Origin of the sequence: Nocardia sp. alder85J (assembly GCF_020176955.2) — a bacterium.
GTDB lineage: Bacteria > Actinomycetota > Actinomycetes > Mycobacteriales > Mycobacteriaceae > Nocardia.
This window is the reverse complement of sequence record NZ_JAIUCZ020000002.1, coordinates 565,905-592,896: the sequence shown is the minus strand read 5'-3', so window position 1 is coordinate 592,896 and position 26,992 is coordinate 565,905. Positions and strand designations below refer to the sequence as shown.

The window sequence follows — 26,992 nt, the reverse complement described above, 5'->3', positions numbered from 1 at the left end:
CGGGGACCTTCTGCTCTTGGCATGCCGATCCGCCACCGTCATCGTGGATGGGTGCACGCCCGCGAGCAACCGGCCACCGATCTGCGGTGTACCCGCGTCGTGGTGGACGGCATCGTGCAGGGCGTCGGCTTCCGGCCCTTCGTGTACCGGCTCGCCGGGGACCACGGTCTGACCGGTGAGGTCCGTAATGCGGGCGGGCGGGTCGAGATCCGGGTCGCCGGAACCGCTGCGGCCGTGGACGACTTCCTCGCCGGACTCGTCACCGCCGCCCCGCCCGCAGCGCGCGTGGACCACATCGAGGTGACCACACTGCCCGCGGCCGACCATCCGGGATCCGGATTCGTGGTGGCCGACAGTGTGGTGGACCGCTCGACCACCGCACAGCTGCCGGTCGACCTGGCCCCGTGCGCCGAATGCCTGCGGGAGTTGTCCGACCCCGCCGATCGTCGTTATCGGTACCCGTTCCTGAACTGCACCCAGTGCGGCCCACGGGCCACCGTCATCATCGAGTTGCCCTACGACCGGCAGCGCACGGCCATGCGCCACTTCCCGATGTGCGACGACTGCGCCGGGGAGTATCACGATCCCGCCGACCGGCGTTTCCACGCGGAGCCCACCTGCTGCCCGGCCTGCGGGCCTCGGCTGGCGTGGCGGTCCGGCGAAGTGAGCTCGATCCTGGTGGGCGAGCACGCATTACAAGCCGCTTGCGCCGTGCTGGCCGGCGGCGGAATCGTCGCCCTGAAGGGAGTCGGCGGCTACCAGCTGTGCTGCGACGCCGCCGACGACGCGGCCGTGACCCGCTTGCGCACCGCCAAGTGCAGGCCCGCCAAACCGCTGGCCGTCATGGTCGAGAACCTCACGGCCGCAGCCGAACTCGTCCTGATCGAGGAAGCGGTGGCGACCGCGTTGAGCGAGCCCGGCGCGCCGATCGTCCTCGCCCCGGCCCGCCCCGGCGCCCCGGTGTCGGAGGCGATCGCCCCCGGCTGCGCCGATCTGGGCGTATTCCTGCCCTCCAGCGCACTGCATCACCTCCTGCTCGCGCAGTTGCGGCGTCCGCTGGTCGCCACCAGCGGGAACCGCGGTGGCGCGGCGACGATCGTGGACGACGAGATCGCCCGGCGGGAGCTGTCGCCGATCGCCGACGGCATCCTGGATCACGACCGGCCCATCGTGACGCGGTTCGACGATTCGGTGGTCCGCGCGGCGGCAGGCCGGGTGACGACCGTACGGCGGTCCCGCGGCCTGGCTCCCTCGACCCTGCCGCTGCCGACAGCCGCCGGGCAACCCGTCCTCGCGGTGGGCGCGCAGTTGAAGAACACCTGCACACTCGCCACCGCGGCACTGGCCACCACCGGCCCGCATCTGGGGGATCTGTCGGACGCGGAGACCTTCACCGCCTTCGAGCAGTCCGTCACCGCGCTGTGCCGGTGGTCGGCGGTCCGGCCGGAGGTGGTCGCCCACGATCTGCATCCCGGATATCTGTCCACCCGGTACGCCCAACGGCACTGGCCCGCAACCCGGCGGCTGGCGATCCAGCATCACCATGCTCATGTGGCCGCTGTCGCCGCCGAACACGGTGTCACCGGCACATTCGTCGGCATCGCCTTCGACGGACTGGGTTTCGGTGACGACGGAACCCTCTGGGGCGGTGAGATTCTCGTCGCCGATCTGATCGGTTACCGGCGATACGGCCGGTTCGCCACCGCCGCCCTGCCCGGCGGTGCGGCGGCGGTCCGGCGGCCGGCTCGCACGGCGCTGGGATATCTCCACGGCGGTGAGCGATTCGGCGCGGGGCGATCACCGGCGGACCCGGCGCCGATCCGGATGACCGACCATGAGGCCGCCGTGCTCCGGACCATGATCGACCGCGGGCTGAACTGCCCGCGCACGTCCAGCGCCGGGCGGCTGTTCGACGCGGTCTCCGCCCTGCTGGGGCTCTGCGCGGAGAACACCTACGAGGGCGAGGCGGCGGTCCGGCTGGAAGCCGCAGCGGCGGGCCACCCCGGTGCCGCGGCACTGCCCTGGACGCTGCGCCGCCGTGCGGGACTGCTGGTGTACGACCCGGCCCCGACTCTCGGCGCCGTGATCGAACTGCTACCCGGTACTGCCGTGGGCGAGATCGCCGCCCGGTTCCATCGCACGGTGGCGGAGGTGGCGGTCACCATGGCCGCCGAGGCCGCGGCCGCCGCGGACACCGGCGTGGTGTGTCTCGGTGGTGGGGTGTTCCAGAATGCCCGGCTCACGACCGCGGTGCTGGACGGTCTCGCCCTACTCGGTCTGCGGGGCCTGATCGGGCAACGGGTACCGGCGAACGACGGCGGCGTGAGCTACGGCCAAGCGGCGATCGCGGCCGCGCGCACGAGGAGGATGTGAACCGTGTGTCTCGGTGTACCCGGCCGCATCGTCTCCGTCACCGACGACGACCCACTGCTGCGCATGGGAACCGTCGACTTCGACGGCGTCCGGCGCGCGGTGTGCCTGGCCTACGTGCCGGACGCGACCGTGGGCGACTACGTGATCGTGCACGTGGGCTTCGCCATCACCCGCATCGACGCGCAGGAGGCCGCCACGACACTGGCGGTGATCCGGGCGGCGTCGCTCGCACCGGATCCCGCGGCGGAGGATGCATGAGATACCTGGACGAATATCGTGACCCGGTGCTCGCCCGCCGGATCCTGGACCGGCTCGCTACGACGACCACCCGGCCCTGGGCGATCATGGAGGTCTGCGGTGGCCAGACCCATACGCTGGTCCGGCAGGGGATCGACGAACTGCTGCCCGCGGGGATCCGGATGATCCACGGGCCGGGCTGCCCGGTATGTGTGACGCCGCTGGCGTTGATCGACCGGGCGGTCGCGCTCGCGGCCCGGCCGGAGGTGATCTTCACCAGTTACGGCGACATGCTGCGGGTGCCCGGCAGCAGCGGTGATCTGCTGGGTGTGCGGGCACGCGGCGGTGATGTGCGCGTGGTCTATTCACCGCTGGCGGCGGTGGACATCGCGCGCGCCGACCCGGACCGGCAAGTGGTGTTCTTCGCCGTCGGCTTCGAGACCACCGCACCGGCCAACGCGATGGCGGTCCTGCACGCGGCGGCCACCGGCGTCCGCAATTTCAGCGTGCTGGTCAGCCATGCGCTGGTACCGCCGGCGCTGGCCGCGATCCTGGACGCGCCCGACAATCAGGTGCAGGGCTTCCTGGCCGCCGGGCATGTGTGCGCGGTGATGGGGTGGACCGAATACGAGCCGATCGTCGCGAAGTACCGGGTACCGATCGTGGTGACCGGCTTCGAGCCGCTGGACCTGCTCGAGGGCATCCTGATGGTGGTGGGCCAATTGGAAAGCGGCCGAGCCGAACTCGGCAACCAGTATGTCCGGGCCGTGCACCGCTCGGGCAATCCGGCGGCGCAGCGGGCGATCCGGCGGGTTTTCCGGGTCGTCGATCGGAGCTGGCGCGGCATCGGGACCATTCCCGGCAGCGGATTCGGGCTCACACCCGAATTCGCCGAGTTCGATGCGTTGCGACGCTTCGGGTCCGGCGGCGCGATCGGCGCCGAGAACGCCCTGTGCCGCGCCGGGGACGTGCTGCGCGGGACCGCGCTGCCCACCGATTGCCCGGCCTACGCCGGTGCGTGCACCCCTCGCACTCCGCTCGGCGCGCCCATGGTGTCGGCCGAGGGCACGTGCGCGGCCTACTTCACCGCCGGACGGCGCGCGAACCGGGAGCCGGTCCGGTGACCGGCCTCGATCCCCTCCGGGCCGAATGCCCGCTGCCCCGGGCGGAGACCGAACGGCTGCTGCTCGGCCACGGCTCGGGTGGCCTGCTGTCGGCCGAGCTGATCGACACGGTGATCTGCGCCGAACTCGGCGACACCGACGCCACCCAGGACGCGGCCGTGGTCGAGGTGGGTGGCGCCGAGGTGGTCTTCAGCACCGACGGGTTCGTGGTCACCCCACGCTTCTTCCCCGGCGGTGACATCGGTGTTCTGGCGGTGCACGGCACCGTCAACGATCTGGCGATGCGCGGGGCACGCCCGGTGGCGCTCGCACTGGCCTACCTGCTCGAGGAGGGACTGCCACTGGACGAGCTGCGCGCGGTCACCGCCTCGGTCGCGCGCGCCGCGGCCGGCTGCGGCGTACGGATCGTCACCGGCGACACCAAGGTGGTGAATCGAGGCGCGGCGGACGGTATCTACATCACCACCACCGGCATCGGTGTGCGGCTGCCGGGTGCGGAACCGTCGGCGACGGCGGCCCGGCCCGGTGACGCGGTAGTGCTGTCCGGCCCGATCGGCGCGCACGGCACCGCGATCCTCTGCGCCCGCGAAGGCCTCGACGACGACATCCGCTCCGACACCCGCCCCCTGCACGACCTGGTGGCCACGCTGATCGGTGCCGGCGGACCGGCGATCCACGCACTGCGCGACCCCACCCGCGGCGGCCTGGCCGGTGCACTCGGCGAAATCGCCGAATCCTCCCGTGTCGGCGTCGAGACCGAGGAAGCCGAGGTCGCGGTGCCCGGCCGGGTCGCCACGGTCTGTGAGCTGCTCGGGCTGGACCCCTGGCACGTGGCCAACGAGGGTGTGCTCGTCGCGTTCGTCGCCCCCAGCGCGGTGGACTCGGCGCTGGCCGCGATGCGCGGCACTCGGGCCGGCGCCGAAGCCCGGCTGATCGGCCGGGTCACCGCCGGGCCGCCGGGACAGGTCACGGCTCGCACTCCGCTCGGCGCCCGCCGGATCGTGGACCGGCTCGTCGGCGAGCAACTTCCCCGGATCTGCTGACCTTCGGCCCTCGACCGGCCTGGCCGGTGAGGCGACACTCGAGGGGAACGAACACCACACCAACCTCGGGAGGCCAGATGGAACCCGGCGGCACCATGGTGATCGACCGTGACGGACTCGACAGACTCGTGGACGTCCTGCGCGCGCAGGGGTACCGGGTGATCGGCCCGCAGGTTCGCGAGGCCGCGATCGTGCTGGGTGAACTCACCTCGGCGGCACAACTGCCCGCCGGGTGGAGCGTGGACACCGAGCCGGGCCGGTACCGGTTGCGGCGTCGGGACGATGCCGCGGTGTTCGCGCATTCGGCCGGCCCCGGTTCGTGGAAGCAGTTCCTGCACCCACCGCATCGCCGGGTGCGGGAGATCGGCCCGGATCTGGTCGAACGGGAGGTCGAGGAGAGTCCGGAGCAGCTCGCGTTTCTCGGCGTGCGTGGCTGCGACCTGGCGGCGATCGGCATCCTGACCCGGGTGCTGGCCGGCGGTGCGCAGCCCGACACCGGGTATACCGCGCGCCGCGCAGGGCTGTTCGTGATCGCGGTGAACTGCACCGAGCCCGGCGGCGTCTGCTTCTGTGCGTCGATGGGCACCGGGCCCGGTGTGTCGGCCGGATACGACCTCGCGCTCACCGAGACGATCGACGACGCCGGACATCGTTTCCTGGTCGTGGCCGGCAGCCCGGCCGGGGCCGAACTGCTGGGCGAGCTGGCGGCGTACCCGGCCGCGGCCACCGAGATCGCCGCCGCCGCGGCCGCGGTGGATGCCGCGGCGGGACGGATGGGCCGGGCGATGCCGGACGCGGACCTGCGCGCCGTCATCCGGGACTCCCAGGAGTCGCCGCAGTGGCAGGAGGTCGCGTCCCGATGCCTGACCTGCGGCAATTGCACGATGGTCTGTCCCACCTGCTTCTGCACGACGACCGAGGACGTCACCGACCTCACCGGTGACCACGCCGAACGCTGGGAACGCTGGGCGTCGTGCTTCGAACTGGACTACTCCTACGTGCACGGTGGCAACGTCCGGCAATCCGGGGCGAGCCGGTACCGGCAATGGCTCAGCCACAAGGTCGGGACCTGGCACGACCAGTTCGGCAGTTCCGGGTGCGTGGGTTGCGGGCGGTGCATCGCCTGGTGCCCGGCCGGGATCGACATCACCGCCGAGATGACGCGGCTCGCGGCGGGGGTGCCCGATGATCACCGTTGACGACCTGTCGGGATTCCCGGCGCTGACGGAGCTGACGAGAGACGAACTGGCGGTGCTGGCGCAGCTCGGCCGGGAGGTGTACTACCCGGGCGGGCACCGGCTGATCACCGAGGGCCGGTCGGCGGATCGGTGCTGGCTCATCCGCGACGGTCAGGTCCGCATCGACAGCGAGGTGCCCGGCCGCGGCAATGTCGTACTCCAGACCCTGGGTCCCGGCGAACTACTGGGCTGGTCCTGGCTGGTTCCCCCGTACCGGTGGCATTTCGGCGCCTGCACGACCGAGCCGGTCGACACGATCGAATTCGATGCCGCGGCCCTGACCGGATACGCCGACACCGATCCGGTGTTCGGGCGCGCGCTGACTCGCACGCTGTTCATGTCCGTGCTGGACCGGCTTCAGGCCACCCGGGCCAGGCTGCTGGACCTCTACAGCAATCCGGCCGATCCGCCGCAGCATGCCACCGGACGCCCGGCGGTTCCGGTCACCGGCGCCGACCGCGTCCGATGACCGCGGCAGAGTCCATCGTGGCGGGACCCGGCGCGGGCGACGTGATGCTGCCGTACCGCGTCGTCGTGCGCCGGCCGCACAATCGGGACACGGTGAGCCTGCTGCTCGAACCGGTTCACCGGGCTGCCCCGGCATTCCGGGTAGGGCAGTTCATGATGCTCTACGCCTACGGCGTCGGCGAGATCGCCATCTCGATCAGCGGACCCGCCGGCGTCGGCGGCCCGCTGGAGCATACGATCCGGGCCGTCGGCGCGGTCAGCCGTGCCCTGCACGACACCGGTGTGGGCGGGCTGATCGGGGTACGCGGGCCGTTCGGCACCGGCTGGGATCCGGAGTCGGCCGCGGGGCGGGATCTGGTGATCGTCGCCGGCGGCGTCGGTCTCGCGCCACTGCGACCGGTCGTGCTGGCGGCGCTGGCCGACCGCGAACGGTTTCGCCGGGTCGTTCTGATCACCGGTGCCCGCACGCCCGGCGACATCCTCTTCCGCTTCGACCAGAGACAGTGGGCCGCACACCGTGTCGAGGTGCGGCAGACTGTCGATCGGCCCGCACAGGGCTGGACCGGCCCGGTGGGTTTCGTCACCGAACCGTTGGCAGCGCTACCTCTGGACCCCGACCGGACCACCGCCTTCGTGTGCGGCCCGGAACCGATGCTGCGCTTCTGCGCACACACATTGCTGCGCAAAGGGATCGACGCCGCCGACATCCGGGTGTCGCTGGAACGTCACATGGAGTGTGGGGCCGCCCGGTGCGGCCATTGCCAGCTGGGGCCGTTGCTGCTGTGCCGCGACGGCCCGGTCGTGGACTATGCGACCGCCGAACCCCTGTTGTCGATCCGGGAGTTGTGATGGACTCGCCGACGCCGACCCTCGCGGTGTGGAAGTTCACCTCGTGCGACGGGTGCCAGCTCACGCTGCTCGACTGCGAGGACGAGTTGCTCACGCTGGTCGGCCGGGTGCGCATCGCGCACTTCACCGAGATGACCGAGATCGACGAACCGGGTCCGTTCGACGTATCGCTGGTCGAGGGGTCGGTGACCACCGAAGCCGAACAGCGCCGCATCGCCGAGATCCGGGCGATGTCGAAGACATTGGTGGTCATCGGCGCGTGTGCCACGCACGGCGGGATCCAGGCGCTGCGCAACTTCGCGGATGTCGAGGAGTTCACCTCCGTGGTGTACGCCTCTCCGCAGTACATCTCGACGCTGGCCACCTCGACACCGATCTCGGCGCATGTTCCGGTGGACCTGGAACTCCGTGGCTGCCCCATCGATCGTCGCCAGCTGCTGGGGACCTTGTCCGCGCTGCTGGCCGGTCGCAAGCCGGACCTTCCGAACACCAGCGTGTGCACCGAGTGCAAACGTCGCGGCACCACGTGTGTGACTGTCGCACAGGGCATTCCGTGCCTGGGCCCGGTGACGCATGCCGGCTGCGGCGCACTGTGCCCGGCCTACGGGCGCGGCTGCTACGGCTGTTTCGGCCCCATGGAGGCCCCCAATATCCGTGCCCTGCTGCCGATCCTGAGCGTGAACGGGATGTCCACCGACGAGGTCGGCCGTGTGTTCCACACGGTGGCGGCCGCGGCGCCGGAATTCGAAAGGGCCACCGATGAGTCATCGCAGTAGGCAGTTGCGGGTCAGCTCGCTGGCTCGCGTCGAGGGTGAGGGCGCGCTGCGCATCGTGATCGACGGCGATGTCGTGGAGCGGGCCGAGTTGAACATCTACGAGCCGCCGCGCTTCTTCGAGGCATTCCTGCGTGGCCGCTCCTTCACCGAACCGCCCGACATCACCGCCCGGATCTGCGGCATCTGTCCCGTCGCGTATCAGACCAGCGCCTGCAACGCACTCGAACAGGCCTGTGGCGCCGAACTGGATCCGCCCTTGGCCCGGCTACGTCGGCTGCTGTACTGCGGCGAGTGGATCTCCAGCCACGCACTGCACATCCACCTGCTGCACCTGCCCGATTTTCTCGGCTGCCCCGATGCCGTCGCGCTGGCCACCGGCCATCGTGATCTCGTCGAACACGGCCTGGCCGTGAAGAAGTCGGGCAACGCGCTGCTGGAATTGCTCGGCGGGCGAGCGATTCACCCGATCAACGTACGGGTCGGCGGATTCCATGCCGTACCCGATCCCGCGGACCTGGCGCCGCTGGCCGAACAGCTGCGTCACGCACAGGGTTTCGCCGTCGACACCGCGCAGCGAGTCGGCGAACTCGACTTCCCCGACCTCGAACTCGAGCACGACCTGCTCGCCGTCACCGCCCCCGACGGCTATGCGATCGAATCGGGGAACATCCGGGTCAGCACCGGAACTGTCTTTCCCGCAACGGAATTCCCCGACCATGTGGCCGAGCATCAGGTACCGCACTCGACGGCGTTGCACGCCACCTTCGACGGCCGCCGCTACCTCACCGGCCCGCTGGCCCGCTACAGCCTGAACTCGGCGGCGCTACCGCCGCCGGTCCGCCGACTCGCGGAATCCATCGGACTGGGCGACGAGTGCCGTAATCCCTTCCGCAGCATCCTGGTTCGTGCCGTCGAGGTCGTGTTCGCCATCGACGAGGCGCTACGCCTGATCACCGAGTACGAGAAGCCGCCACGGGCCGCGGTACCGGTGACGCCCCGGGCCGGCGTCGGCCACGGAGTCAGCGAGGCGCCACGCGGTCTGCTCTACCACCGCTACGAGATCGGCGACGACGGGCTGGTCCGCTCGGCGACCATCGTCCCGCCGACCTCGCAGAACCAGGCCGCGATCGAGGAGGACCTGCGCCGTGTCGTCGCCGCGAATCTCGACCTGGACGATGCGGCGCTGACCGCGTTGTGTGAGCGCACCATCCGCAACTACGACCCGTGCATCTCCTGTGCGGCACACTTCCTACAGCTCCGGATGGAGCGGCGGTGACCGGCGCCCGAGTGGTCGTCGCCGGCATCGGCAACGACTACCGCCGCGACGATGGGATCGGGCCCGCAGTGGCCAGGGCCGTCGAGAAACTGCGACTGCCGGGGGTACTCGCCACCGTGTGCGACGGCGAACCGACCGGCCTGCTGGATGCCTGGGCCGGCGCCGATCTCGCCGTCGTGGTGGACGCCGTCCTCTGCGAACCAGCCACCCCGGGCCGGATCTGGCTCACCACCGTGGACGCGCTGCGCGGTGTGACCACCGCCGCCAGCTCGCACGCGCTCGGCATTCCCGACGCGATACCGCTGGGCGCGGTCCTCGGCCGGCTGCCCCGCGAGATCGTGGTCGTCGCCGTCGAGGCACAGACCCTCGAACTCGGCGCCGGACTGTCCGAACCGGTGGCGGCGGCTGTTCCGGAGGCGATCCGGGTGACGTTGCGCGAAGTGGAACGGGTGCTCGCGAACAGCCGCTGATCGATCATCCCCGGGTATGCCGGTCCGCCGGAGGCCGGCTCACCGCCGGGCGGCACGGCGGCGATCCCGGCGGCGAACCAGCCACCGGCACAACTCGTCGGCGCCCAGGACGACGAACGGGTACGGCACCAGCATCGCGAGGTCGTGCCACGGCAGCGCGGCCGTGCCCAGCAGCGCTTGCAGTGGTGGGGTGTAGACGAATACGGCAGCCAGCGCGAGTTCGGCGACGATCCCGGCGAGCAGATAGCGATTGGCGAACAGGCCGACCGACCACAGTGACGTTCGCTGGGCCCGCACGGCGAACGCGGTGCCGATCTGGCCGACGATCATGCCGAGGAACGTCATCGTGGTGGCTTGCCGGTAGGCCGCGTGTAGCGGTGTTCCCGGCCCCACGGCATCGCCGGGATGCCATCCGGCGCTCAGCAATACGACGAAGAATCCGGTCAGTGCCAGCGCCGTGACGATTCCGCCGAGCAGCAACCACGCGCGCAGCAGCATCCATCCGCGAATGACGCCCTCGTCGCGCGGGCGTGGCGGCCTGGACATGATGCCGGGTTCGGCCGGCTCGCGGGAGAGTGCCAGCGCGGGAAGGGTTTCGCTGCCCACATCGAAGGCGAGCAGCTGAAGAATGGTGAGCGGCAGCGGGATCAGGCCGCCGCCGATCGCGAAGACAAGGAAGGCTACGGTTTCCGGGGTGGCGTGGGCGAAGATGTAGACGATGAACTTCCGCACGTTGTCGTAGATGCGGCGACCGGCCTGCACCGCCGCCACGATGGAGCCGAAATCGTCGTCGGTGAGCACCACGGTCGCGGCCTCCCGGGCGACGTCGGTGCCGGAACGACCCATCGCGACGCCGATGTCGGCGCGGTGCAGTGCCGGAGCGTCGTTGACACCGTCCCCGGTCATCGCGACCACGTGGCCGCTGTCGTGCAGTGCCTCGGCGATGTGCAGCTTCGCCTCGGGCGAGGCGCGCGCGAAGATCACCTCGGGTTCGTCGCGGATGAGCGCCGCCAGTTCCTTCTCGGTCAGATGGTCCAGCGTGTCGCCGGTGACCACCGTGGGATGGGGACCGGTGATACCGATGCGCTCGGCGATGGCCGCGGCCGTGAGTGGATGGTCGCCGGTGATGACGATGATCCGGATACCTGCGGTATGACAGTCGGCGACGGCCTCGGCGACGCCGGGGCGTGGTGGGTCCAGGAGGGCGATCAGTCCGACCAGGCACAGTCCCGATTCCGCGTCGTCGCGGCGCTGTGGCGCGGGTCCCGCCGGTAGTCGCCGCCGGGCCAGGGCCAGCACTCGTAGCCCTTCGGCGGCAAGGGAATTCACGACCGCGTCGGCCCTGTCCCGTTCGGTGGCGGTGAGTGGCACGGACGCACCGCGCGCATCCAGCACCTCGTTGCAGCGGGGCAGTACCGCCTCCGGCGCCCCTTTGGTGTGCACGATCAACGCGTCCTCGTCGCGGTCGATGGTGGACATCATCTTCAGCACGGGGTCGAAATGGAAAAGCCACTGCCGGTGCGCTTCTCGCGGCGCAACGGCTACGTCGGCGCCGAGGGTGCGGGCCGCGGACAGCAGAGCGAGCTCGGTGGGCTCGCCGGCCGTGGTGCCGTCGCGGTCGAGCCGGCCGTTGTTGCACAGGGCCGCCACCTGCCCGAGCTGCCGTAGTTGCGGCGCACTGTCCGACGACGATGGCGGCCGGTCCGGGTCCAGGTCCACTCGGCCTGCCGTGGTCCACGCGCAGACCGGTGTCATGCGGTTCTGCGTGAGGGTGCCGGTCTTGTCGGTGCAGATGACATCGGTCGAGCCGAGCGTCTCCACCGCCGACAGGCGTTTGACCAGCGCTCCACGGCGGGCCAGCGACCGCACCGCCACCGCCAGCGCGAGGGTGATCACCGGCAGCAACCCCTCCGGGACCATCCCGGCCAGCAGGCCCGCCGCGAAGACCAGCGCGTCGATCACCCCCAGTCCGGCGGCCAGAGTCGCCAGCGGGATGAATCCCGCCGCCAGCAGCAGCGAGACGGCGGCGATCAGCCAGGCCACCCGGCGCACCTGCCGCTCCAGCGGGCTGGGGTCCTGGCGGACGCGTTCGGTGAGCGCCGCGATGCGGCCGATCTCGGTGGCCATGCCGGTGGCGAACACCACGCCGCGCGCTTCTCCCCCGGTGCAGGTGGTGCCGCTGAACACCAGGTCGTGGGCATTGAGCAACGGCGTGTGCGCGTCCATCAGCGCGGCCGAGCGCAGGATGGGCACGGACTCGCCGGTCAATGCCGACATGTCGACCTCGACCGCCCCGGTGAGCAGGCGGATATCGGCAGCGATCCGGTCACCCTCGGTGACCACGACGACGTCACCGGGCACCAGGTCCACGGCGTCGATCTCGGTGACCGCGCCGTCACGTTCTACTGTGGTCCGCTGTGGGAGAAATTTGGCCAGTTCCTCGACCGCCCGTTCGGCCTGCAACTCCTGGATGAACGCGAACGCGGCGTTCAGGAAGATGATCAGCATCACCGCGATCGCGACGACATTCGAGCCGACGATCAGCAGCAGCGCGGCGGCGAGCCACAACAGCAGTGCCAGCGGGTGGGTGACCTGCCGCACCAGGGCCTTCGGCCACTGCCGGCCGCCGCGCCGGCTCAGCTGGTTCGGCCCGTATTGCAGCAGCCGCCGTCCGGCCTCGGTGCCCGACAGCCCGCGCGGGCCGCTGCGCAGATCGCGCAGCAGCCGGTCCGCGGCTTCCTCGGGGTCCCAGCGCTGTTCCTGTGGGTGGATCCGATGGTCCTGACGAGTGGACATCTCTCGATGGTCGCGGCCCGCGCATGTGCTGCGACAGGACCGATCGAACCGATCTCGAGGACTTTCGGCCCTCGGCGTCACATTTCCTGCCCGACGCCGCCGGCGCGGGCACGGCCGGGGAGGATGCGCTCGGCACGCTCGCGTTCCTCCAGGACCAGGTCCAGTTCGGCCAGCGCGGTCCGCAGTGCCGGGATCCGGCGATGGCGCAGCGCCCGGACCCGCAGCCCGGTGGCCGCGAGTTCCTGTTCCACCACCTGCACCGCGGCGGCGGCGACCGCGTGCCCGGCGGCGGCCGTGACGGCGGCCACGGCCGCCGCCCGGGCCGCCGCCATGGTCGTGCCGCCGGTTGCCCGGCCGGGCGGGTCCTCCGGCACGGACAGCAGCGCCGTATCGGGATAGCTCGCACCGGCGACCGTGGCGGTGCCGACGGTCAGCTCGGCGGGCTGCGTGGCGGCGAACGTCAGCGACCACTGCCCGCCGAGTAGCGCCGCCCTGGCCTGCCAGACGTCGGCGGCGGCGGCCGCCGACGTCCAGTCCGCGCGGGTCCGGTCGCGGCGTAGCCGCAGCCCGGTCAGTCGTTCGTCGAGGATCGCCTGCTTCTGTTCCAGCAGGGACAGCGCGGACTCGGCGAGCCCGAGCCGCTCCCGCAGCCAGACCCGTCCCGCCCGGCCCGGCGGCACCCGCAGCCCGGTCACGACGGCCGGCCGAGGTGCTCGTCCAGCAGGTCGCCGGGCAGCATGGTCAACGCGCTGCGAGGCAGCCGGGCGAGGACCCGCCATGCTCGATCCAGGGTGTCGTCGAGCGCGCGGCGCTCGCCCGCACCCTGGTCGACCAGTTCGGCGGTGAACGCATCCGACAGGTCCAGATGGGCTCGATCGAGGTCGGTCAGCGCGGCGGTGCCGATCAGCTCGGCCAGTTCCCGCACCTGCCGCGCACGGGCGAGCGCGGCCAGCAGTTGCGCCGCCAACGGGAGATGGTCGGCGCGGGTTCGTTCCGGTCCGGCGCCGTGCCGCATCAGCCGCGACAGCGACGACAGCGCGTCGATCGGTGGGTAGACACCGCGGGCGTGCAGGTCCGCCGACAACACGATCTGCCCCTCGGTGATGTACCCGGTCAGATCGGGTACCGGGTGGGTGATGTCCCCGCCCGGCATCGTCAGCACCGGGAGCACCGTCACCGATCCCGATCGGCCGCGCAGGCGCCCGCACCGTTCGTACAGTGACGCCAGATCGCTGTAGAGGTAGCCGGGATAGGCCCGGCGACTGGGTATTTCGCCACGCGCCGACGACACCTCGCGCAGCGCCTCGGCGTAGTTGGTCATATCGGCCAGCACCACCAGCACATGCCGGCCGTCCACGGCGCCGAAGGCGAGCTCCTCGGCGATGGTCAGCGCGGCCCGGGGGGTCAGCAGCCGCTCGACGACCGGATCGTCGGCCAGATTCAGCAGCAATGCCAATTCGCCCGCGGCGCTGCGTTCTTCGAGTGTGTCGCGGAGCCGGTCGGCCTCGGCGTGGGTGAGACCGAGCGCGGCGACCACCACGCAGAACGGCTGCCCGGCCACCTGGGCCTGCGCGGCGATCTGGCCCGCGAGCTCCAGGTGCGGCAATCCGGGCAGCGAGAAGACCGGCAGTTTCTGCCCCCGCACCAGCGTGGTCAGGGCATCTATTGCCGACACCCCGGTCAGCACCGGATCCGCCGGCGGCTCCCGGTGCGTGGGATTCAACGGTGCGCCCGAGACCGGCCGCCGCCGCCCGGCCACCGGCGGGCCGCCGTCCAGCGGTGCGCCGCGACCGTTGCACACGCGTCCGAGCCACTCGTCGCCGACCGGGATCTCGAAGGGTGTGCCGGTGAATTCGACGACGGTCCGGGCGGGATCGATGCCCGCGGTGCCCTCCAGCACCTCCACCACCGCCAGGTCCCCGGAGACTTCCAGGACCACGCCGTCGCGGCGGCCGTCCGCGCACTCGATGTGGACGAATTCGTCCCAGCCGACCCCGGATACGCCGGTGACCACCAGCAGCGGGCCTCGTACTTCCCGAATTCCGTCGTATCGCAGCCAATCCCGTGGGTTCACGAGGCGACCTGCGGCGCGGGCGGCACCGGGTCGTGCGGACGTGCGAGATCGTCCAGCCGGCCCAGCGTGTGGTCTCGAATCATGTTCACACTCGTGATGTCCTCCGGGTCGGCGGCCTCGGGCGCGCGGATCAGCGGGCCGAAGTCCACCGCCTCCAGTTGTTCGGGTGCGACGGCGGATCGGACCAGTGCGCGGCAGCGGTCGATCACCGCGAGGGCCGCATCCGCGACCGCGTCGGTCTTCGCTTCGGAGCAATAGGAATCATTGGGCGACAGCGCATTCTGTGCGAGGACGCCGTCTCGCAGCAGGCGCCCGGCCAGCAGGGTCACCCGTTGATCGGCGGGCAGCGAGTTCACTCCGACCAGTTCGGTGAGCGCGGTGAGCCGGTCGGCTTCCGCGAGCAGGCCGAGCACCCGGCCGCGCCGGACGGCCCGATCGGAATCGGCCGCGGAGGTGCTCAGGATGTCCGCGTCGTGGGAGAACGACGCCGACCAGGACACCGCGGGATAGTGCCGGGCGTAGGCCAATTCGCGATCCAGCGTCCAACGGCAGCGCACGAACCGTTCGGTGTGGACGGTCACCGGTTCGGAGAGGTCGCCGCCCGGCGGCGATACCGCGCCGACGATCGTCACCGACCCGGCGGTACCCGCGAGGGTCTCCACCATCCCCGCGCGCTCGTAGAATGCCGCCAGCGCCGAAGCCAGATCCGCCGGATATCCTTCCTCGGCGGGCAGCGCCCCGACACGAGAGGCGAACTCGCGCAACGCCTCCGCCCAGCGTGAGGTCGAGTCGGCGATCACCACCGTGTGATATCCCATGTCGCGGAAGTACTCCGCGACCGTGACACCGGTGTAGATGCCTGCCTCGCGTGCCATCATGGGCATGTTCGAGGTGTTGGCGACGACCACCGTGCGGTCGGCCAGCCGCCCACCGGTGCGGGGATCGGTGAGGGAGAACAGTTCGGCGACCACCTCCGCCATCTCGTTGCCACGTTCGCCGCAGCCGATGTAGACGATCACGTCGGCGTCGCACCACTTGGCCAGCTGTTGCAGCAGCATCGTCTTGCCGGTGCCGAATCCGCCCGGGACGGCCACCGTCGCGCCTTTGGCGACCGGGAACAGCAGATCCACCGCGCGCTGGCCGGTGCGCAACGGCACCGTCGAGGGCCGGCGGCGGCGGATCGGCCGGGCGGTGCGCACCGGCCAGTACTGCGCGATCGTCACCGGTGTACCGGCGATCGTCGCCACCGGCTCGTCCGCTGTGTATTCGCCCTCGGCGGCGATCCGATCCACCCGGCCACGCACCGAGGGCGGGACCAGTACTCGGTATTCCAGCGGCCCGCCGCCCTGCACCGAGCCCAGCACGGCGCCCGCGTCCACCGTGGCACCGACGGCGTGCAGTGGCCGGAAGTGCCAGCGCTGCTGTAGGTCTCGCACCTCCGGGCCCGGGGTCAGCCAGACCGGTGCGGTGGTCAGTGGCCGCAGCAGGCCGTCGAAGACGCCGCCGAGCAGATCCGGTGCGAGCCGCGCCGACAACGGTCGCCGCAACGGTGTCACCGCGGTACCCGGGCCCAGCCCGCCGGTGTATTCGTAGGCCTGTAATGTCACCCGGCCGTCCGTGATCCCGACCACCTCGGCCGTGATCTCCACCTCGCCCAGCGTCACCAGGTCGTTCATCGCCACGCCGGGGAAGGCGTCGATTTCGACCAGCGGGCCGGACACCCGGCGGATCTGTGCGGTCATGGCTGCTCCTCACCGGGTTCGGTCGCCACCCGGTCGATCGCGCGCACGGCGATGGTCGCCAGCCGCAGATCGAGCAGCCGTCCGCCGGTGTGGGCGATCAGGCCACCGGCGGGATCCTCCGTGACAACCGTGTCCGGGCCCAGCAGCGCGATCGCGGTGGCGCGCAACCCGTCCAGGATCGCCGGATAACCGGGTTCGTCGGCCATGTGCAGCACCGCGGCGGTGGCGGCCGAACGGAACCGCTCGTCGGCCTCGCGGCGGGCGGCCAGGATCTCCCCTCGTCGCCGCGACGCCGCGCGATGTGCTGCGGCGGCCACCGCGGCAGTGCCGCGGCGGCGGCCGAGTTCGGCGGCGCGCGCGGTGGTCGCCGCCGCGTCGGCCTCGGCTCGTTCGAGTTCCGCGCGCACGTCGGCCTCGGCCGTTCGCTCGATATCCCCGGCCGCCGCGGCGGCGGCGGCCGCCAGATGGGCCCGGAGGTCGGACAATGCCGCATCGGTGTCGGTCCGGTGGTCACCGTCCATCACGGCATCACCACGGTCAGCAGTGTGGCGGTGGCGGTCTCGGCGCTCAGTTGCGCGGCGGCGGCCGGGGTCAGGATCACCAGCGCGGTGCCCGGATCCAGCTCCGACCACGCCCGCCGGACCGCATCCGGATCCGAGGCGCCGCGGACGGTGACACCGGCCAGACCGTAGCCGCTCACCCGCTCGGGTTCGCCGATCACCGTGATGCCGCCCATATCAGGCCTTTCCGATCAGCATCACCGCGATGATGAGGCCGTAGATGGCGATCCCCTCGGCGAGGCCGACGATCACCATCGCGCGGCCGAACAACTCCGGCCGCTCGCTCAGCGCCGCCAGCGCGGCCGCACCGGTGTAGGCGACGGCGATCCCGGCGGCGATGGAGGAGCCCGCCACCGCGACGGCCGCGCCGATGAGGGCGGCCGAGCCGGCGCCCCCGCCGCCGGCGGCCGCTTGCGTATCCGCCAGTGCGGGACCCGCGGAGACGAGCAATACCGTCGACACGCCGCCGATCAGGACGGCGAGGGCGCCGGCGGCGGCGCACAACCGCCAGGCGCTGCGGCCACGGTGCCGTAGGGCCGCGGTGGCCAGCGCGGTGGCGACCACCAGGACGGGTATGGCGATGATCCAGGTCAGCATGGCTGCTCCGTTTCCTCGATCGGGATCCGCCACGGCGCGAACGAGCGTCCCGTCCCGGCGAAGATCCTGGAGAACAATTCGTAGAATTCCAGCCGCAGTGCCTGCACTCCGGCCACCAGCGCCTCCAATGCGAAGGTCAGCAGATTGCCGACGACGACGAACACCGCGGCGAAAGCGATTCCGACCGGCCCGTGGCCGGCGATGGCGAGGGTGCCGCGCCACACCACCCAGCCCAGCGCCGCGTGGGTCATGCCGAAGGCCGCCAGCCGGGCGAACGACACCACGTTGGCGCCGATGTGCATGACCAGATCGAGCAGGCCGATCCCGGACCGCACCACCCCGGTCGCGCCACCTCCGGACTCCCCCAGCATGCCGATCAGCGACAACACCAGCCCCGCCGCGGTCAGGGCCACACCGCCCGCGAGCACCGCCGGCAGCCGCCACTGGATCCCCGCCGCGAGCACACCGAGACCGAGAAATGTTGCCGCCCCGGCGATTCCGGATGACGAATACAGCGCCAGCCGCACGCCGCCCTCGCGCCAGCGGTTGACCGTCCCGAAGCCGTACGACAGCCCCAGCAGTCCCGCTCCGGCCGCCAGCGCCACCAGCATCAGGCGGACGGGCTCGTCGAGGGGATTCAGCCAGACCACCGGGACCAGCCCGGTGGGCCCGAAGAACTCCCCGTACAGCACACCGAATCCGGCGGCGGCCAGTCCGGCGCCGGCGACGAACACCCACAGCCGGCGCAGCGACGCCAGTCGCCTGATCCGGCCCGATCGCAGCACCGCGGCCGCCGCGATCAGCAGCAGGCCGTGTCCCAGATCGCCGAACATCATGCCGAACATCGCCACATAGGCCAGTCCGGCCGCGACCGTGGGGTCGATATCCCGATAGGGCACGACGCCGTACACGCCGACCAGCGGTGCGAACGCCCGCCGCGCCCGGGGGGCGGGATCGAGCAGGGTGGGCGGATCGATACCGTCGGGTGCGGGCAGCGGCACGGCCGCGGCGCCCAGCGGGCGCAACAGTCCGCGCAGCCCGTCGACCTCCGATTCCGGACACCAGCCGGCCCAGGCCGCGATGCGGCCACGGCGCACCGCGGCCTCCAGCTCGCCGTCGAGCAGGCGTTCGCCTGCCAGCAGATCGAGGCGGCCCGCTCGTTCCCATGCCGCGAGGTCGGGCCCGGTGCGGGACAGCACGGGCGGGGTCTCGGCGTCCGGCCGGTCTCCGGTGGTGCCGTGATCGGGCTCCCAGACACCGGCCGCGGCGACCGCGACCAGGACGTCACGCAGCGCATCCGTGGGGGCGACGACCGCGATCCGTTGCATCCGCACCGGTGCGAAATTCTCAGACCAGTTCATCGTAGGTCTCCTCGGTCGCGGCCCCGGCCGCGACTTGCAGCGCGGCCCGGACCCGCCAGGCGTCGGCGGCCAGCACGGCGACGGCGCCGACCGGGGCGGTGAAATCGAAACGCTTGGCGCCCAGCAGGATCCGTCCGTCGCGAGCCAGCCGCGCCCACCAGGCGAATTCGGCACGCCACAGGTCGGCGGCGCCGTCGGGCACCGCCCACCGTGCCCCCGCCGGCAGCGCGGCGGCGTAGGCCGACAGCCCCGTCGCCGCGACGGCCCGGTCACCCAGCAGCCGGTTCGCCTCGCGGGCAACCGATTCCGGAACAACACGAGCTTCGGCGAATCGTCGGCGAGCCACCAGCAAGGCAAGTCCGCCGGCGGCCCAGTCCCGGGCCGGGGAGACCTGCGCGGCCACCCGGCCCGCCCAGACGGCGGTGACCGCGTCGACGAGATCCGGCAGCACCTCCGTACCCGGATCTCCCCAGGTCGAATTTCGCAGTGCCGCACGCAATTCCGGTAATGTCGTGATCTCCCGCAGGCGCGGCCAGGCCCAGGCCAGCGCCCCCGCGTCGAAGGCCGGCGGCCGGGACGAGCCGGTCGTGGCGGCGGCCAGGGCGGCGATGTTGGCCACCTCGAAGCCACCGGCCAGCGTCCGGATCAGGCGCGCCCCCGCGGGCGGCTGCCAGCCCGCGAGCACCCGCAGCTGCCAGAGCGTCGCGGCGAATACCCCGTATTCACTGTCGGGCAACGACATTCCGACCGTGACATGCCGGCCGTACGGGCCGGCCGACAGCAGTCGCTGCGCCGCCGTCAGTGAACCCGCGGCAGCCAGATCCCGCGCGCCCCCGGTCCCCGGGTAGCGCCGGGTCATTGCGACGGCCCGGACGGTGGCCGCCACCCAGCCCGCGCTCATCGGTCCGCCGCTTCCGGGATCGGCGCGCACAGCTGCGCGATCAGCTCCCGAGCCACCGCCACCACTCGCTCGACCTCGCCGGGCAATCGCTCGGCGGCCCGCCGGGCGATCTCGGCGGTGTCCGGCGCAGCGCCTTCGCCGGGCGTTGCGGCGCTGCCGAGCACCTCCGCCTCCGCTTGTGCCGCAACGGATTCTGCGTTCTCCGCGGCTCGGGCCCGCACGGCCGCGGCCGCGGCCGATCCGTCCCGCCGGATCTGCTCGGCCCGGTCCAGCCCCGCGCGGCGGACGCCGTCGGCTCGTTGCTGGTCGTCGTCGAGACGGGCCAGCAGCGGCATCAGTTCCGCTGCCGCTGCGGCTGCCCGGTCCACCGGCACTCCACCCGGGACCGCAGCGCCGGGGGCGCCGGCGGGCCGGAATCGATCCAGGAAATCACGCCAGCCTGGCATTTCGTGCTCCCACTGGATCGTGGCTCATGCCGCCCATCAACCCCTCCGAATCCCGGTCGACCCGGTACGAGTCGTTACCTCCAGTCAACGGCAGCGCACCGGGTCGCGGGGAGAGCGCAAAGTCCGCCGCCATGGGGACTTCGGTCATCAGCTGGATCACCGGCCGATATCCCTCCCGGGCACGGGCGGCCCCGCGGTGCCCAGCGGTACGGACCCCCGGTTCAGCGCTGCCCCGCACCACTGCCCCCCGGTGCGACGGCCGCGGTGAGCAGCCCGTAGTGCCCGTCGTACCGGTGGTAGAGCAGACGCCCGCGCCCGGAATCGGGGTCGATGAAGAAGACGAACGGCCGGCCCGACAACTCCAGTCGCGCGATGGCCGCCGCCTCGCTCAGCACCGGTGCGGCGCCGGTGTCCGTGTCGAGGTCGACGTCGCCTCGGATGATCGTGTCGGGTCGCGGATTCGCTTGTGCCAGGCGCAATCCCGTGGTGGTGCGGTAGAGGACGCTGTCGATGCCGCTGCCGGACTCGGTGAACAGGTGGAACTCGTAGTCCATGAGGTCCATGTCCAGGGCCGCCTCGTCACAGAGTTGCGGCACCGGCGGGAACGCGGCGTGCCGATAGACCTCGCGCTGCTCCACCGGGCGCGGGAAGTAGGGCAATGGTTCCCTGCGGGGATCGCTGTGCCGCCATTCGTGTGCCGCGTGCTGGTCGTGCCCGCCGCGTGCCGTGTCACCGTGACGAGGCAACCGGCTCAGCCGGGCGGTCAGCCGCGCGGCAAGCAGGTCGACGGCCTCACGGCTGGTCGCCGCCTCGGTCCGGGCCTGGACCGGATGTCCGTTCACATTGACGTTCACATGCGCGACAACAGGTTTCGCGACCGCCGGGTCACGATGCCCGGTGAGCCGGACGTGCGCGGAGAGGACGGGTTCGGGGGTACAGCGGAGGGCGTGACCGATCTTCTCGCGGGCATAGTCCGCCGCTGCCGCGGAGACGTGCTGGTCGGCCGAGATCTGGCATTCCACGTTGGTCATCGGTCCACGATGCCGAGCCGACCGGCCGGGCCGAAAGGGCCGAAATCACTTGCCGGAAGGGACGATCGGCCGTTGCTTCCGGACGTCAGGGCAGTGGCGCGGTCCAGCGGATCCGGGTACCGGGACCGCGGGGGCCCGCGGCGGTGGCCGGGCCGATCGTGAGCTCGCCACCGGTCTGGCGGGCGCGTTGCGTGAGGTTGGCCAGGCCGCTGGGGGTGATGCCGTCGGGAATGCCGCCGCCGTCGTCCTCCACGACGATGCCGAGGTCGTCGTCGACGGTGATGTCGAGGGTGATCGTGTCGGCGTGGGCGTGCCGGACGGCGTTGCTGATCGTCTCGCGGATCACGGCCTCGGCGTGTTCGGCCAGTTCGGGGTCGATCGCGTCGAGTGGGCCGCGGATGCGGGTGCTGACGCGCAGGTCGGTGCCGTCGGTGTGCTGGCGGACGATCTCGTCGACGCGTTGCCGCAGCCGCACGGTCGCCCCACCGTCGTGCAGCTGGTAGATGGAGCTGCGGATCTCGCCGATCACCGACTGCAGGTCATCGATGACGGCGGTGAGCCGTTCGCGGACATCGTCGCGGCGGGTGCGCGCGGCCGCGCCCTGGAGGGACAGACCGACGGCGAACAGCCGTTGAATCACGTGATCGTGCAGATCGCGCGCGATGCGGTCCCGGTCGGAGAGCACGTCCAGCTCCCGCACACGCTGCTGGGTGGCCGCCAGTCGCATGGCGAGTGCGGCCTGTCCGGTGAACACCTCGACCAGTTCGACGGTTTCGGCATCGTAGGGGGCGTGCCCGGGTTCGTGCTGGATGACAAGTACCCCCAGCGCGGTGTCGCTGGTGTGCAGGGGCAGCATCAGAATCGGACCGGTCCCCACCGGCAGCCCCGTCGGGTTCTCCGGATCCACGTAGGCGTGGTGGACGGGAGTGCGACCGGTGAATGCCTGCCCGAGGGCGGTACCGGGGAGAGACACCGTGGCGGGCAGGGGCATCTCGCCGGGCCCGGAGCATTGTGCGATGACCAACTCCCGGACATCACCGGCGGGGACGTCCGGGTCCGGAGAGAGGGCGAGCAACGCGCGCCGGGATCCGGACAGTTGACGGGCACGGTCGACGAGTTGGACGAGCACCCGGTCGTAGTCGATACCGGCGAGGAAAGCAGTGGTGATGTCCCGGGTGGCCGCGATCCACTCCTGCCGAGCCTTCGCGGCCTCGAACAGGTGCGCATTATCGATGGCCACACCCGCGGCGGCGGCCAGGGCGGTCACCAGGATCTCGTCGTCCTCGGTGAACGGCAGGCCGCTGTTCTTCTCGGTCAGATAGAGGTTGCCGTAGATGCGGCCGCGGGTGTGCACCGGCACGCCGAGGAATCCGTGCATCGGGGGATGTCCGGCCGGGAAACCGACCGAGTCCGGGTGACCGGCCAGGTCGTCGAGCCGGATCACCTTCGGCTGGGCCAGCAGCAGTCCGAGCACCCCCTTGCCCTGCGGCAGCGGGCCGATCTCGCTGGTCGTGCCGGCGTCGATGCCCTCGTGGATGAATCGTGCGAGCTGTTCGTCGTGACCACGGACCCCGAGCGCCCCGTACCGGGCGTCGGCCAGCGTAATGGCGGTCTGCACGATCCGGGTCAGCGTGTCGTCCAGATCCAGGCTGGCGGTCACCGCGAGCATCGCCTCGACCAGCCCGTCCATCCGGTCCCGGGCATCGATGATCTCGTCGACCCGCCCGCGTACCTCCCCGAGCAACTCCCGTAACCGCAACTGCGACAACGTCTCACGGACCGGTCCGGCGCTCTCGACACCGACCGGTGGCACATTCGCGGCGCCGTCGAGCGAATCAGCCACGATGCCTTCGAGCGAATCAGCCACGGTACAACCTTTCTCCCTGCCCGCAGGCGGTTGACCGGCCGACACCTCAGTCTAGGGCCCGAAGTCGGTCGCTGGCATGTCGAAAGTCCCACGCGCGGTACACAAGCCGTCCAGGCCATGTCGCTGCGGAGCTGCTCCCGCGTCACCTTCCGGTGACCCCGGGACCGACCCCCGCCGACCGCCACGTCGAACGAAGTGCATTCGTCCTTTACGGGCGAGTCCATCTGCTCTGGGCGTGCGGGGCCGAGAGCGGGATGCTCACGGGTTACAAGCGATGGAAGGAGTTCGTGATGGAGTACCGGGTGGCGGTGTGCGAGGCGGTGCCGCAGGCGGTGCTGCGGGTGCCGCGGGAGGTCCGGCAGGATCGACTCGGCGCCGATCTGGCCGCGGGCATGCGGGAACTGGTGACGGTGGCCGGCCGGACCGGGCTGGTGGCGTGTGGTTCGCCCACGATCACCTATCGGCAATCGGTGCCGGACGGTGAGACGGTGGAGGTGGATTTCGCGGTGCCCGTCGAACCCGGCGCCGCCCTGGGGCCGCGGTCGGGCGCCGAGGTCATCGTGACCCCCGGGACACTGGTGGCCCGCACCTGCCATCGCGGCGGTTACGACGGGCTCGGCGGGGCCTACACGGCATTGCGCGAATGGTTGCGAATCTCCGGCCACCGCCCGATCGGCCCGCCGACGGAGGTCTACCTGGTGGGACCCGACGAGGTGGCCGACCCGAAACGGCTGTTGACCGAGATCCGCGTCCCCGTGGCGCCACCGACGGCCGTCACCGTCGACCTGGACATCGTGTTCGACCGCGCCGTCACATTGGTCCGGGAGGCACTACGGGCAGCGGGTTTCGAGATCCTCGGCGAGATGGACCTGCAGGCCACCATGCGGGACGAACTCGGCGCACCCGGCGACAGGCATCTCGTCCTCGATGCCTGTCATCCGCGACTGACCGCAAGTGCCGTGGCCGTGGACCCGCAGGCGGGTCTGCTGCTGCCGCGCGCCGTCGCGATCCGCGAGCAGGACGGACGTGTCCGGGTCGAGGCCGCGGATCCGGCGGTCCTGGTGCGCGCCACCCGGCACGACGACCTGCAGGAGGTCGCCGACGAGATGCGCCACCTGCTGGCCGCCGCGCTGGACGGGATGGGAAGGCCGGCCGACGACCTCGCCGAACTCACGGAAATGTGACCATCGGCCCGCACGACCGAGGCGGAAGCCCGTATCCGGCGGTGACCGAGCCGGACCATCCTGACGTCATGACAGCTATGGATCACGTCGCCACGACACCGATTCCGGACCGGCCCGCCGTGCAGGCGGCGCTGCGGCTGGCCGGGCGCGCTCCGTCGATCCACAACACCCAGCCGTGGCACTGGGTCTTCGACGGTGGACGTCTGCATCTGTTCGCCGATCTGGATCGGGTCCTGCCCGCGGCCGACCCGCGCAATCGACAGCAGCTGATCAGCTGCGGCGCGGTTCTGCATCACGCCCGCACCGCCTTCGCCGCGGCCGGTTGGCACACCGACACCGAGCGGTTTCCCGACCCCCACCGGCCCGACCATCTGGCGGCCATCGAGTTCCGGCCCTGGCCGGACCCGCCGGCCGGGGTGCCGCGTCGCGCGCACGCCATCGCCGAGCGGTACAGCGACCGGCTGCCGATGCTCGCGCCGCCGGAATTCGATACCACGGCGCGAGCGCTGCGCCGCCTCGCCGAACCGCATGACGTGGACTTGGACGTCCTCCCGGAGGAGAGCCGCCCCCGGCTGGCGGCGGCGTCGGAGCAGGCTGCGGCGGCACATCGCGAAGATCTGTTCTACCAGCAGGAATTAGCCTGGTGGACCGGGCATTCCGATGTCGCCGAGGGCGTCCCGGAGACCGCGCTGGTCTCCGCGGAGGAGGCGACGCGCACCGACATCGCGCGTTCGTTCCCCACTGCGCCGCACTCGGCCCGGCGCGGTGCGCTCGCCGACGCGGCGCGGCTGGTGGTGTTGAGCTGCGCGACCGACACCCGGGAGCTGTGGCTCCAGACCGGTGAAGCACTGTCGGCCGTGCTGCTGGAATGCGCCGCCGCGGGCTTGTCGACCTGCGCGCTCACCCATGTCACCGAGTCGGGCATCGCCCGGCGCACGGTCGCGGAGTTGCTGCCGCACCCGGCAGTGCCGCAGGTGGTGATCCGCATCGGCCTGGCACCGGACGACGGCCGCCCGGCTCCCACTCCCCGCAGACCGCTCGACGATTGTCTGGAGCTCCGCTCCGAGCAGTGACATCGACCACGCGGCCGCGTGATGACGTTGGTCACCGACCGCGAGGCAGGACGGCTCCGGACAGCGAACCGGATGTGGAACAGGCTGGAACACATGAACATTCGATATCTGTCCGGATGCATCGCCGCGGTGCCCGCACTCGTCGCCGTACTCGCCCGGTTCGGCGCGGTACCGGCAGTCGTGCCGTTGGCCGTGATGGGGGCGGCCGGAACAACCCTGTTGCCGGTGGTCCTGTGGCGCCCGAACCCGGTCGCCACGAACCGGTGCCGGCAGGAGGTGACCGGCCGTGCTGCGTGAAACCCTGCCCCTCGGCCGGATCGCCGGAATCCGGCTCGGCGCCCATTGGTCGGTGCTGGCCACGCTCGCCGTGTTCGCCTGGATCCTGCACAGCGCCCTCGACGGTCACGGCGGCCCGGTGTACCTGTGGATCGTGGCGGCGGCCGGCGCGGTGGTGCTGTTCGCCACGCTGGCCGGGCACGAGCTCGCGCATTCGATCGTGGCCCGCCGCCACGGTGTACGGGTCGAGCGCATCGTGTTCTGGCTGCTCGGCGGCGCCTCCGAACTCGCCGACGAACCGCCGGACGCGCGCACGGACCTGTGGATCGCCCTGGCCGGTCCGCTGGCCAGCCTGGCGACCGCGGTCGTCGCGTTCGCCGCCTCGATACTCGCCGCCGCGTTCGCACCGGACGGCGCGGTCACGCTCACGCTGGTCTGGCTGGCGGTCATGAACATCGTGCTGGCCGTGTTCAACATGCTGCCGGGTGCTCCCCTCGACGGCGGCCGGGTGCTGCGGGCAGTGGTCTGGTGGCGCACCGGCGATCGCTTGCGTGCGGCGACCGTCGCCGCCCGCAGCGGACGCTGGCTGGGAACGATCCTCATCATGCTCGGCGTGCTCGAGATCGTGTCGACGCGGCGACTGGACGGGCTGTGGCCGATGCTGCTGGGCTGGTTCCTGCGCACCTCCGCAGGCAGCGAATTGGCTGTCGCCGGACTACGTCATCGGCTGGGTGACAGCACCGTCGGCGAGGTCATGAGCAGTCCGGTGGTGGCGGTGCCGGGACGTTGGTCGGTCGACGACCTGCTGCGCTCCGAGGCGGCGAGCGGTGGCCATCGAATCTTCCCGGTCGTGGACGAGACCGGTCGGCCATCCGCGATCGCGGCGTGGCCGGACCTGGCCCGGACCCCGGCGCCGGCCCGGGGAGTGACCCCGGTCGCGGCGATCGCGCGGAACCTGCCGCCGGGCGCGGTCGTCACCGCCGACACACCGCTGGCGGACGCCGCGACCCGGGTCGTGCTGCGGCCCGATCTGGACGCGATCACGGTCGTGGACGGGCAGGGCCGGCTGATCGGCATCGTCACCGCGACGGATATGGCCACCGCCTGTGACAGGTCCGCGCTCGGGCTGCCCATCGGCCGCACCGACAGGTGAGGATCCGGGCCGGACGGCGATCGGGACCGGTGACTTTCGTCCGTATGCCGGGCGGGTCGAGGCGGTTTAAGGTGATA

The 26,992-nt window shown here is 71.5% G+C and carries 26 protein-coding genes; 14 read left to right on the top strand and 12 right to left on the bottom strand.

Annotation, left to right across the window (positions count from 1 at the left end):
* Positions 1 to 21 precede the first annotated feature (21 nt).
* The 10 genes from hypF (at position 22) to LBW94_RS08855 (ending at position 9,854) form a co-directional block, all read left to right on the top strand.
* Positions 22 to 2,373: a carbamoyltransferase HypF gene (gene hypF, locus LBW94_RS08900; protein ID WP_225055555.1), complete on the top strand. Its 2,352-nt coding sequence runs from the start codon at positions 22 to 24 to the stop codon at positions 2,371 to 2,373.
* Positions 2,374 to 2,376: 3 nt separating this feature from the next.
* Positions 2,377 to 2,631, top strand: a complete 255-nt coding sequence (locus LBW94_RS08895) for a HypC/HybG/HupF family hydrogenase formation chaperone (RefSeq protein ID WP_225055553.1) — start codon at positions 2,377 to 2,379, stop codon at positions 2,629 to 2,631.
* Complete coding sequence (hypD, locus tag LBW94_RS08890; RefSeq protein WP_225055551.1) at positions 2,628 to 3,734, top strand: hydrogenase formation protein HypD; 1,107 nt, start codon at positions 2,628 to 2,630, stop codon at positions 3,732 to 3,734. The genes LBW94_RS08895 and hypD overlap by 4 nt, the downstream gene beginning before the upstream one ends.
* Entirely contained in the window at positions 3,731 to 4,777 is a 1,047-nt protein-coding gene (gene hypE, locus LBW94_RS08885; RefSeq protein ID WP_225055550.1) for a hydrogenase expression/formation protein HypE, read from the top strand. The genes hypD and hypE overlap by 4 nt, the downstream gene beginning before the upstream one ends.
* Positions 4,778 to 4,854: 77 nt before the next feature.
* Positions 4,855 to 5,976, top strand: a complete 1,122-nt coding sequence (locus tag LBW94_RS08880) for a 4Fe-4S dicluster domain-containing protein (protein WP_225055548.1) — start codon at positions 4,855 to 4,857, stop codon at positions 5,974 to 5,976.
* A complete protein-coding gene (locus LBW94_RS08875) occupies positions 5,963 to 6,484 on the top strand; it encodes a Crp/Fnr family transcriptional regulator (protein WP_225055546.1) in 522 nt (173 codons plus the stop codon). Before LBW94_RS08880 ends, LBW94_RS08875 begins: the two co-directional genes overlap by 14 nt.
* The gene (locus LBW94_RS08870) at positions 6,481 to 7,332 is read left to right on the top strand and encodes an FAD/NAD(P)-binding protein (RefSeq protein WP_225055545.1); all 852 of its coding nucleotides are present in this window, start codon (positions 6,481 to 6,483) and stop codon (positions 7,330 to 7,332) included. Before LBW94_RS08875 ends, LBW94_RS08870 begins: the two co-directional genes overlap by 4 nt.
* Complete coding sequence (locus LBW94_RS08865; RefSeq protein ID WP_225055543.1) at positions 7,332 to 8,108, top strand: oxidoreductase; 777 nt, start codon at positions 7,332 to 7,334, stop codon at positions 8,106 to 8,108. The genes LBW94_RS08870 and LBW94_RS08865 overlap by 1 nt, the downstream gene beginning before the upstream one ends.
* Positions 8,092 to 9,384, top strand: coding sequence for a Ni/Fe hydrogenase subunit alpha (locus LBW94_RS08860; protein WP_225055542.1), 1,293 nt, complete (start codon positions 8,092 to 8,094; stop codon positions 9,382 to 9,384). Before LBW94_RS08865 ends, LBW94_RS08860 begins: the two co-directional genes overlap by 17 nt.
* Positions 9,381 to 9,854 carry a hydrogenase maturation protease gene (locus tag LBW94_RS08855; protein WP_225055540.1) on the top strand — a complete coding sequence of 158 codons (474 nt, stop codon included), beginning with the start codon at positions 9,381 to 9,383 and terminating at the stop codon, positions 9,852 to 9,854. The genes LBW94_RS08860 and LBW94_RS08855 overlap by 4 nt, the downstream gene beginning before the upstream one ends.
* A 39-nt stretch (positions 9,855 to 9,893) precedes the next feature.
* Here the strand turns inward: LBW94_RS08855 and LBW94_RS08850 are convergent, their stop codons facing one another.
* The 12 genes from LBW94_RS08850 to LBW94_RS08795 all read right to left on the bottom strand — a co-directional run bounded on the left by LBW94_RS08850 (position 9,894) and on the right by LBW94_RS08795 (position 23,229).
* Positions 9,894 to 12,650, bottom strand: a complete 2,757-nt coding sequence (locus LBW94_RS08850; RefSeq protein ID WP_225055538.1) for a cation-translocating P-type ATPase — start codon at positions 12,648 to 12,650, stop codon at positions 9,894 to 9,896.
* Positions 12,651 to 12,727: 77 nt separating this feature from the next.
* The gene (locus tag LBW94_RS08845; protein ID WP_225055537.1) at positions 12,728 to 13,345 is read right to left on the bottom strand and encodes a V-type ATP synthase subunit D; all 618 of its coding nucleotides are present in this window, start codon (positions 13,343 to 13,345) and stop codon (positions 12,728 to 12,730) included.
* A complete protein-coding gene (locus LBW94_RS08840; RefSeq protein ID WP_225055535.1) occupies positions 13,342 to 14,724 on the bottom strand; it encodes a V-type ATP synthase subunit B in 1,383 nt (460 codons plus the stop codon). The genes LBW94_RS08845 and LBW94_RS08840 overlap by 4 nt, the downstream gene beginning before the upstream one ends.
* Entirely contained in the window at positions 14,721 to 16,466 is a 1,746-nt protein-coding gene (locus LBW94_RS08835; protein ID WP_225055533.1) for a V-type ATP synthase subunit A, read from the bottom strand. The genes LBW94_RS08840 and LBW94_RS08835 overlap by 4 nt, the downstream gene beginning before the upstream one ends.
* A complete protein-coding gene (locus LBW94_RS08830) occupies positions 16,463 to 16,990 on the bottom strand; it encodes a hypothetical protein (protein ID WP_266270325.1) in 528 nt (175 codons plus the stop codon). Before LBW94_RS08830 ends, LBW94_RS08835 begins: the two co-directional genes overlap by 4 nt.
* The gene (locus LBW94_RS08825) at positions 16,987 to 17,202 is read right to left on the bottom strand and encodes a V-type ATP synthase subunit F (protein WP_225055529.1); all 216 of its coding nucleotides are present in this window, start codon (positions 17,200 to 17,202) and stop codon (positions 16,987 to 16,989) included. Before LBW94_RS08825 ends, LBW94_RS08830 begins: the two co-directional genes overlap by 4 nt.
* Before the next feature lies 1 nt (position 17,203).
* Positions 17,204 to 17,623, bottom strand: a complete 420-nt coding sequence (locus LBW94_RS08820; RefSeq protein ID WP_225055527.1) for an ATP synthase subunit C — start codon at positions 17,621 to 17,623, stop codon at positions 17,204 to 17,206.
* Entirely contained in the window at positions 17,617 to 18,984 is a 1,368-nt protein-coding gene (locus tag LBW94_RS08815; RefSeq protein ID WP_225055525.1) for a V-type ATPase 116kDa subunit family protein, read from the bottom strand. The genes LBW94_RS08820 and LBW94_RS08815 overlap by 7 nt, the downstream gene beginning before the upstream one ends.
* On the bottom strand, positions 18,971 to 19,885 hold the full coding sequence (locus tag LBW94_RS08810; RefSeq protein WP_225055523.1) for a hypothetical protein: 915 nt from the start codon (positions 19,883 to 19,885) through the stop codon (positions 18,971 to 18,973). Before LBW94_RS08810 ends, LBW94_RS08815 begins: the two co-directional genes overlap by 14 nt.
* Positions 19,882 to 20,253 (bottom strand): hypothetical protein, encoded by a 372-nt coding sequence (locus LBW94_RS08805; protein WP_225055521.1) that lies wholly within the window; start codon positions 20,251 to 20,253, stop codon positions 19,882 to 19,884. The genes LBW94_RS08810 and LBW94_RS08805 overlap by 4 nt, the downstream gene beginning before the upstream one ends.
* 299 nt (positions 20,254 to 20,552) lie before the next feature.
* Positions 20,553 to 21,362, bottom strand: coding sequence for a sigma 54 modulation/S30EA ribosomal C-terminal domain-containing protein (locus tag LBW94_RS08800; RefSeq protein ID WP_225055519.1), 810 nt, complete (start codon positions 21,360 to 21,362; stop codon positions 20,553 to 20,555).
* Between the two features lie 85 nt (positions 21,363 to 21,447).
* Positions 21,448 to 23,229, bottom strand: a complete 1,782-nt coding sequence (locus tag LBW94_RS08795) for a GAF domain-containing protein (RefSeq protein WP_416276857.1) — start codon at positions 23,227 to 23,229, stop codon at positions 21,448 to 21,450.
* Positions 23,230 to 23,519: 290 nt separating this feature from the next.
* Between LBW94_RS08795 and LBW94_RS08790 the strand changes: the two genes are divergently transcribed.
* The 4 genes from LBW94_RS08790 to LBW94_RS08775 all read left to right on the top strand — a co-directional run bounded on the left by LBW94_RS08790 (position 23,520) and on the right by LBW94_RS08775 (position 26,915).
* Positions 23,520 to 24,413 (top strand): DUF302 domain-containing protein, encoded by an 894-nt coding sequence (locus LBW94_RS08790; protein ID WP_225055517.1) that lies wholly within the window; start codon positions 23,520 to 23,522, stop codon positions 24,411 to 24,413.
* Between the two features lie 68 nt (positions 24,414 to 24,481).
* Positions 24,482 to 25,486 carry an Acg family FMN-binding oxidoreductase gene (locus tag LBW94_RS08785; RefSeq protein ID WP_225055516.1) on the top strand — a complete coding sequence of 335 codons (1,005 nt, stop codon included), beginning with the start codon at positions 24,482 to 24,484 and terminating at the stop codon, positions 25,484 to 25,486.
* A 93-nt stretch (positions 25,487 to 25,579) separates the two neighbouring features.
* Entirely contained in the window at positions 25,580 to 25,783 is a 204-nt protein-coding gene (locus tag LBW94_RS08780; RefSeq protein ID WP_225055515.1) for a hypothetical protein, read from the top strand.
* Positions 25,773 to 26,915 carry a site-2 protease family protein gene (locus tag LBW94_RS08775; protein ID WP_225055514.1) on the top strand — a complete coding sequence of 381 codons (1,143 nt, stop codon included), beginning with the start codon at positions 25,773 to 25,775 and terminating at the stop codon, positions 26,913 to 26,915. Before LBW94_RS08780 ends, LBW94_RS08775 begins: the two co-directional genes overlap by 11 nt.
* The last annotated feature ends 77 nt before the right edge of the window (positions 26,916 to 26,992 follow it).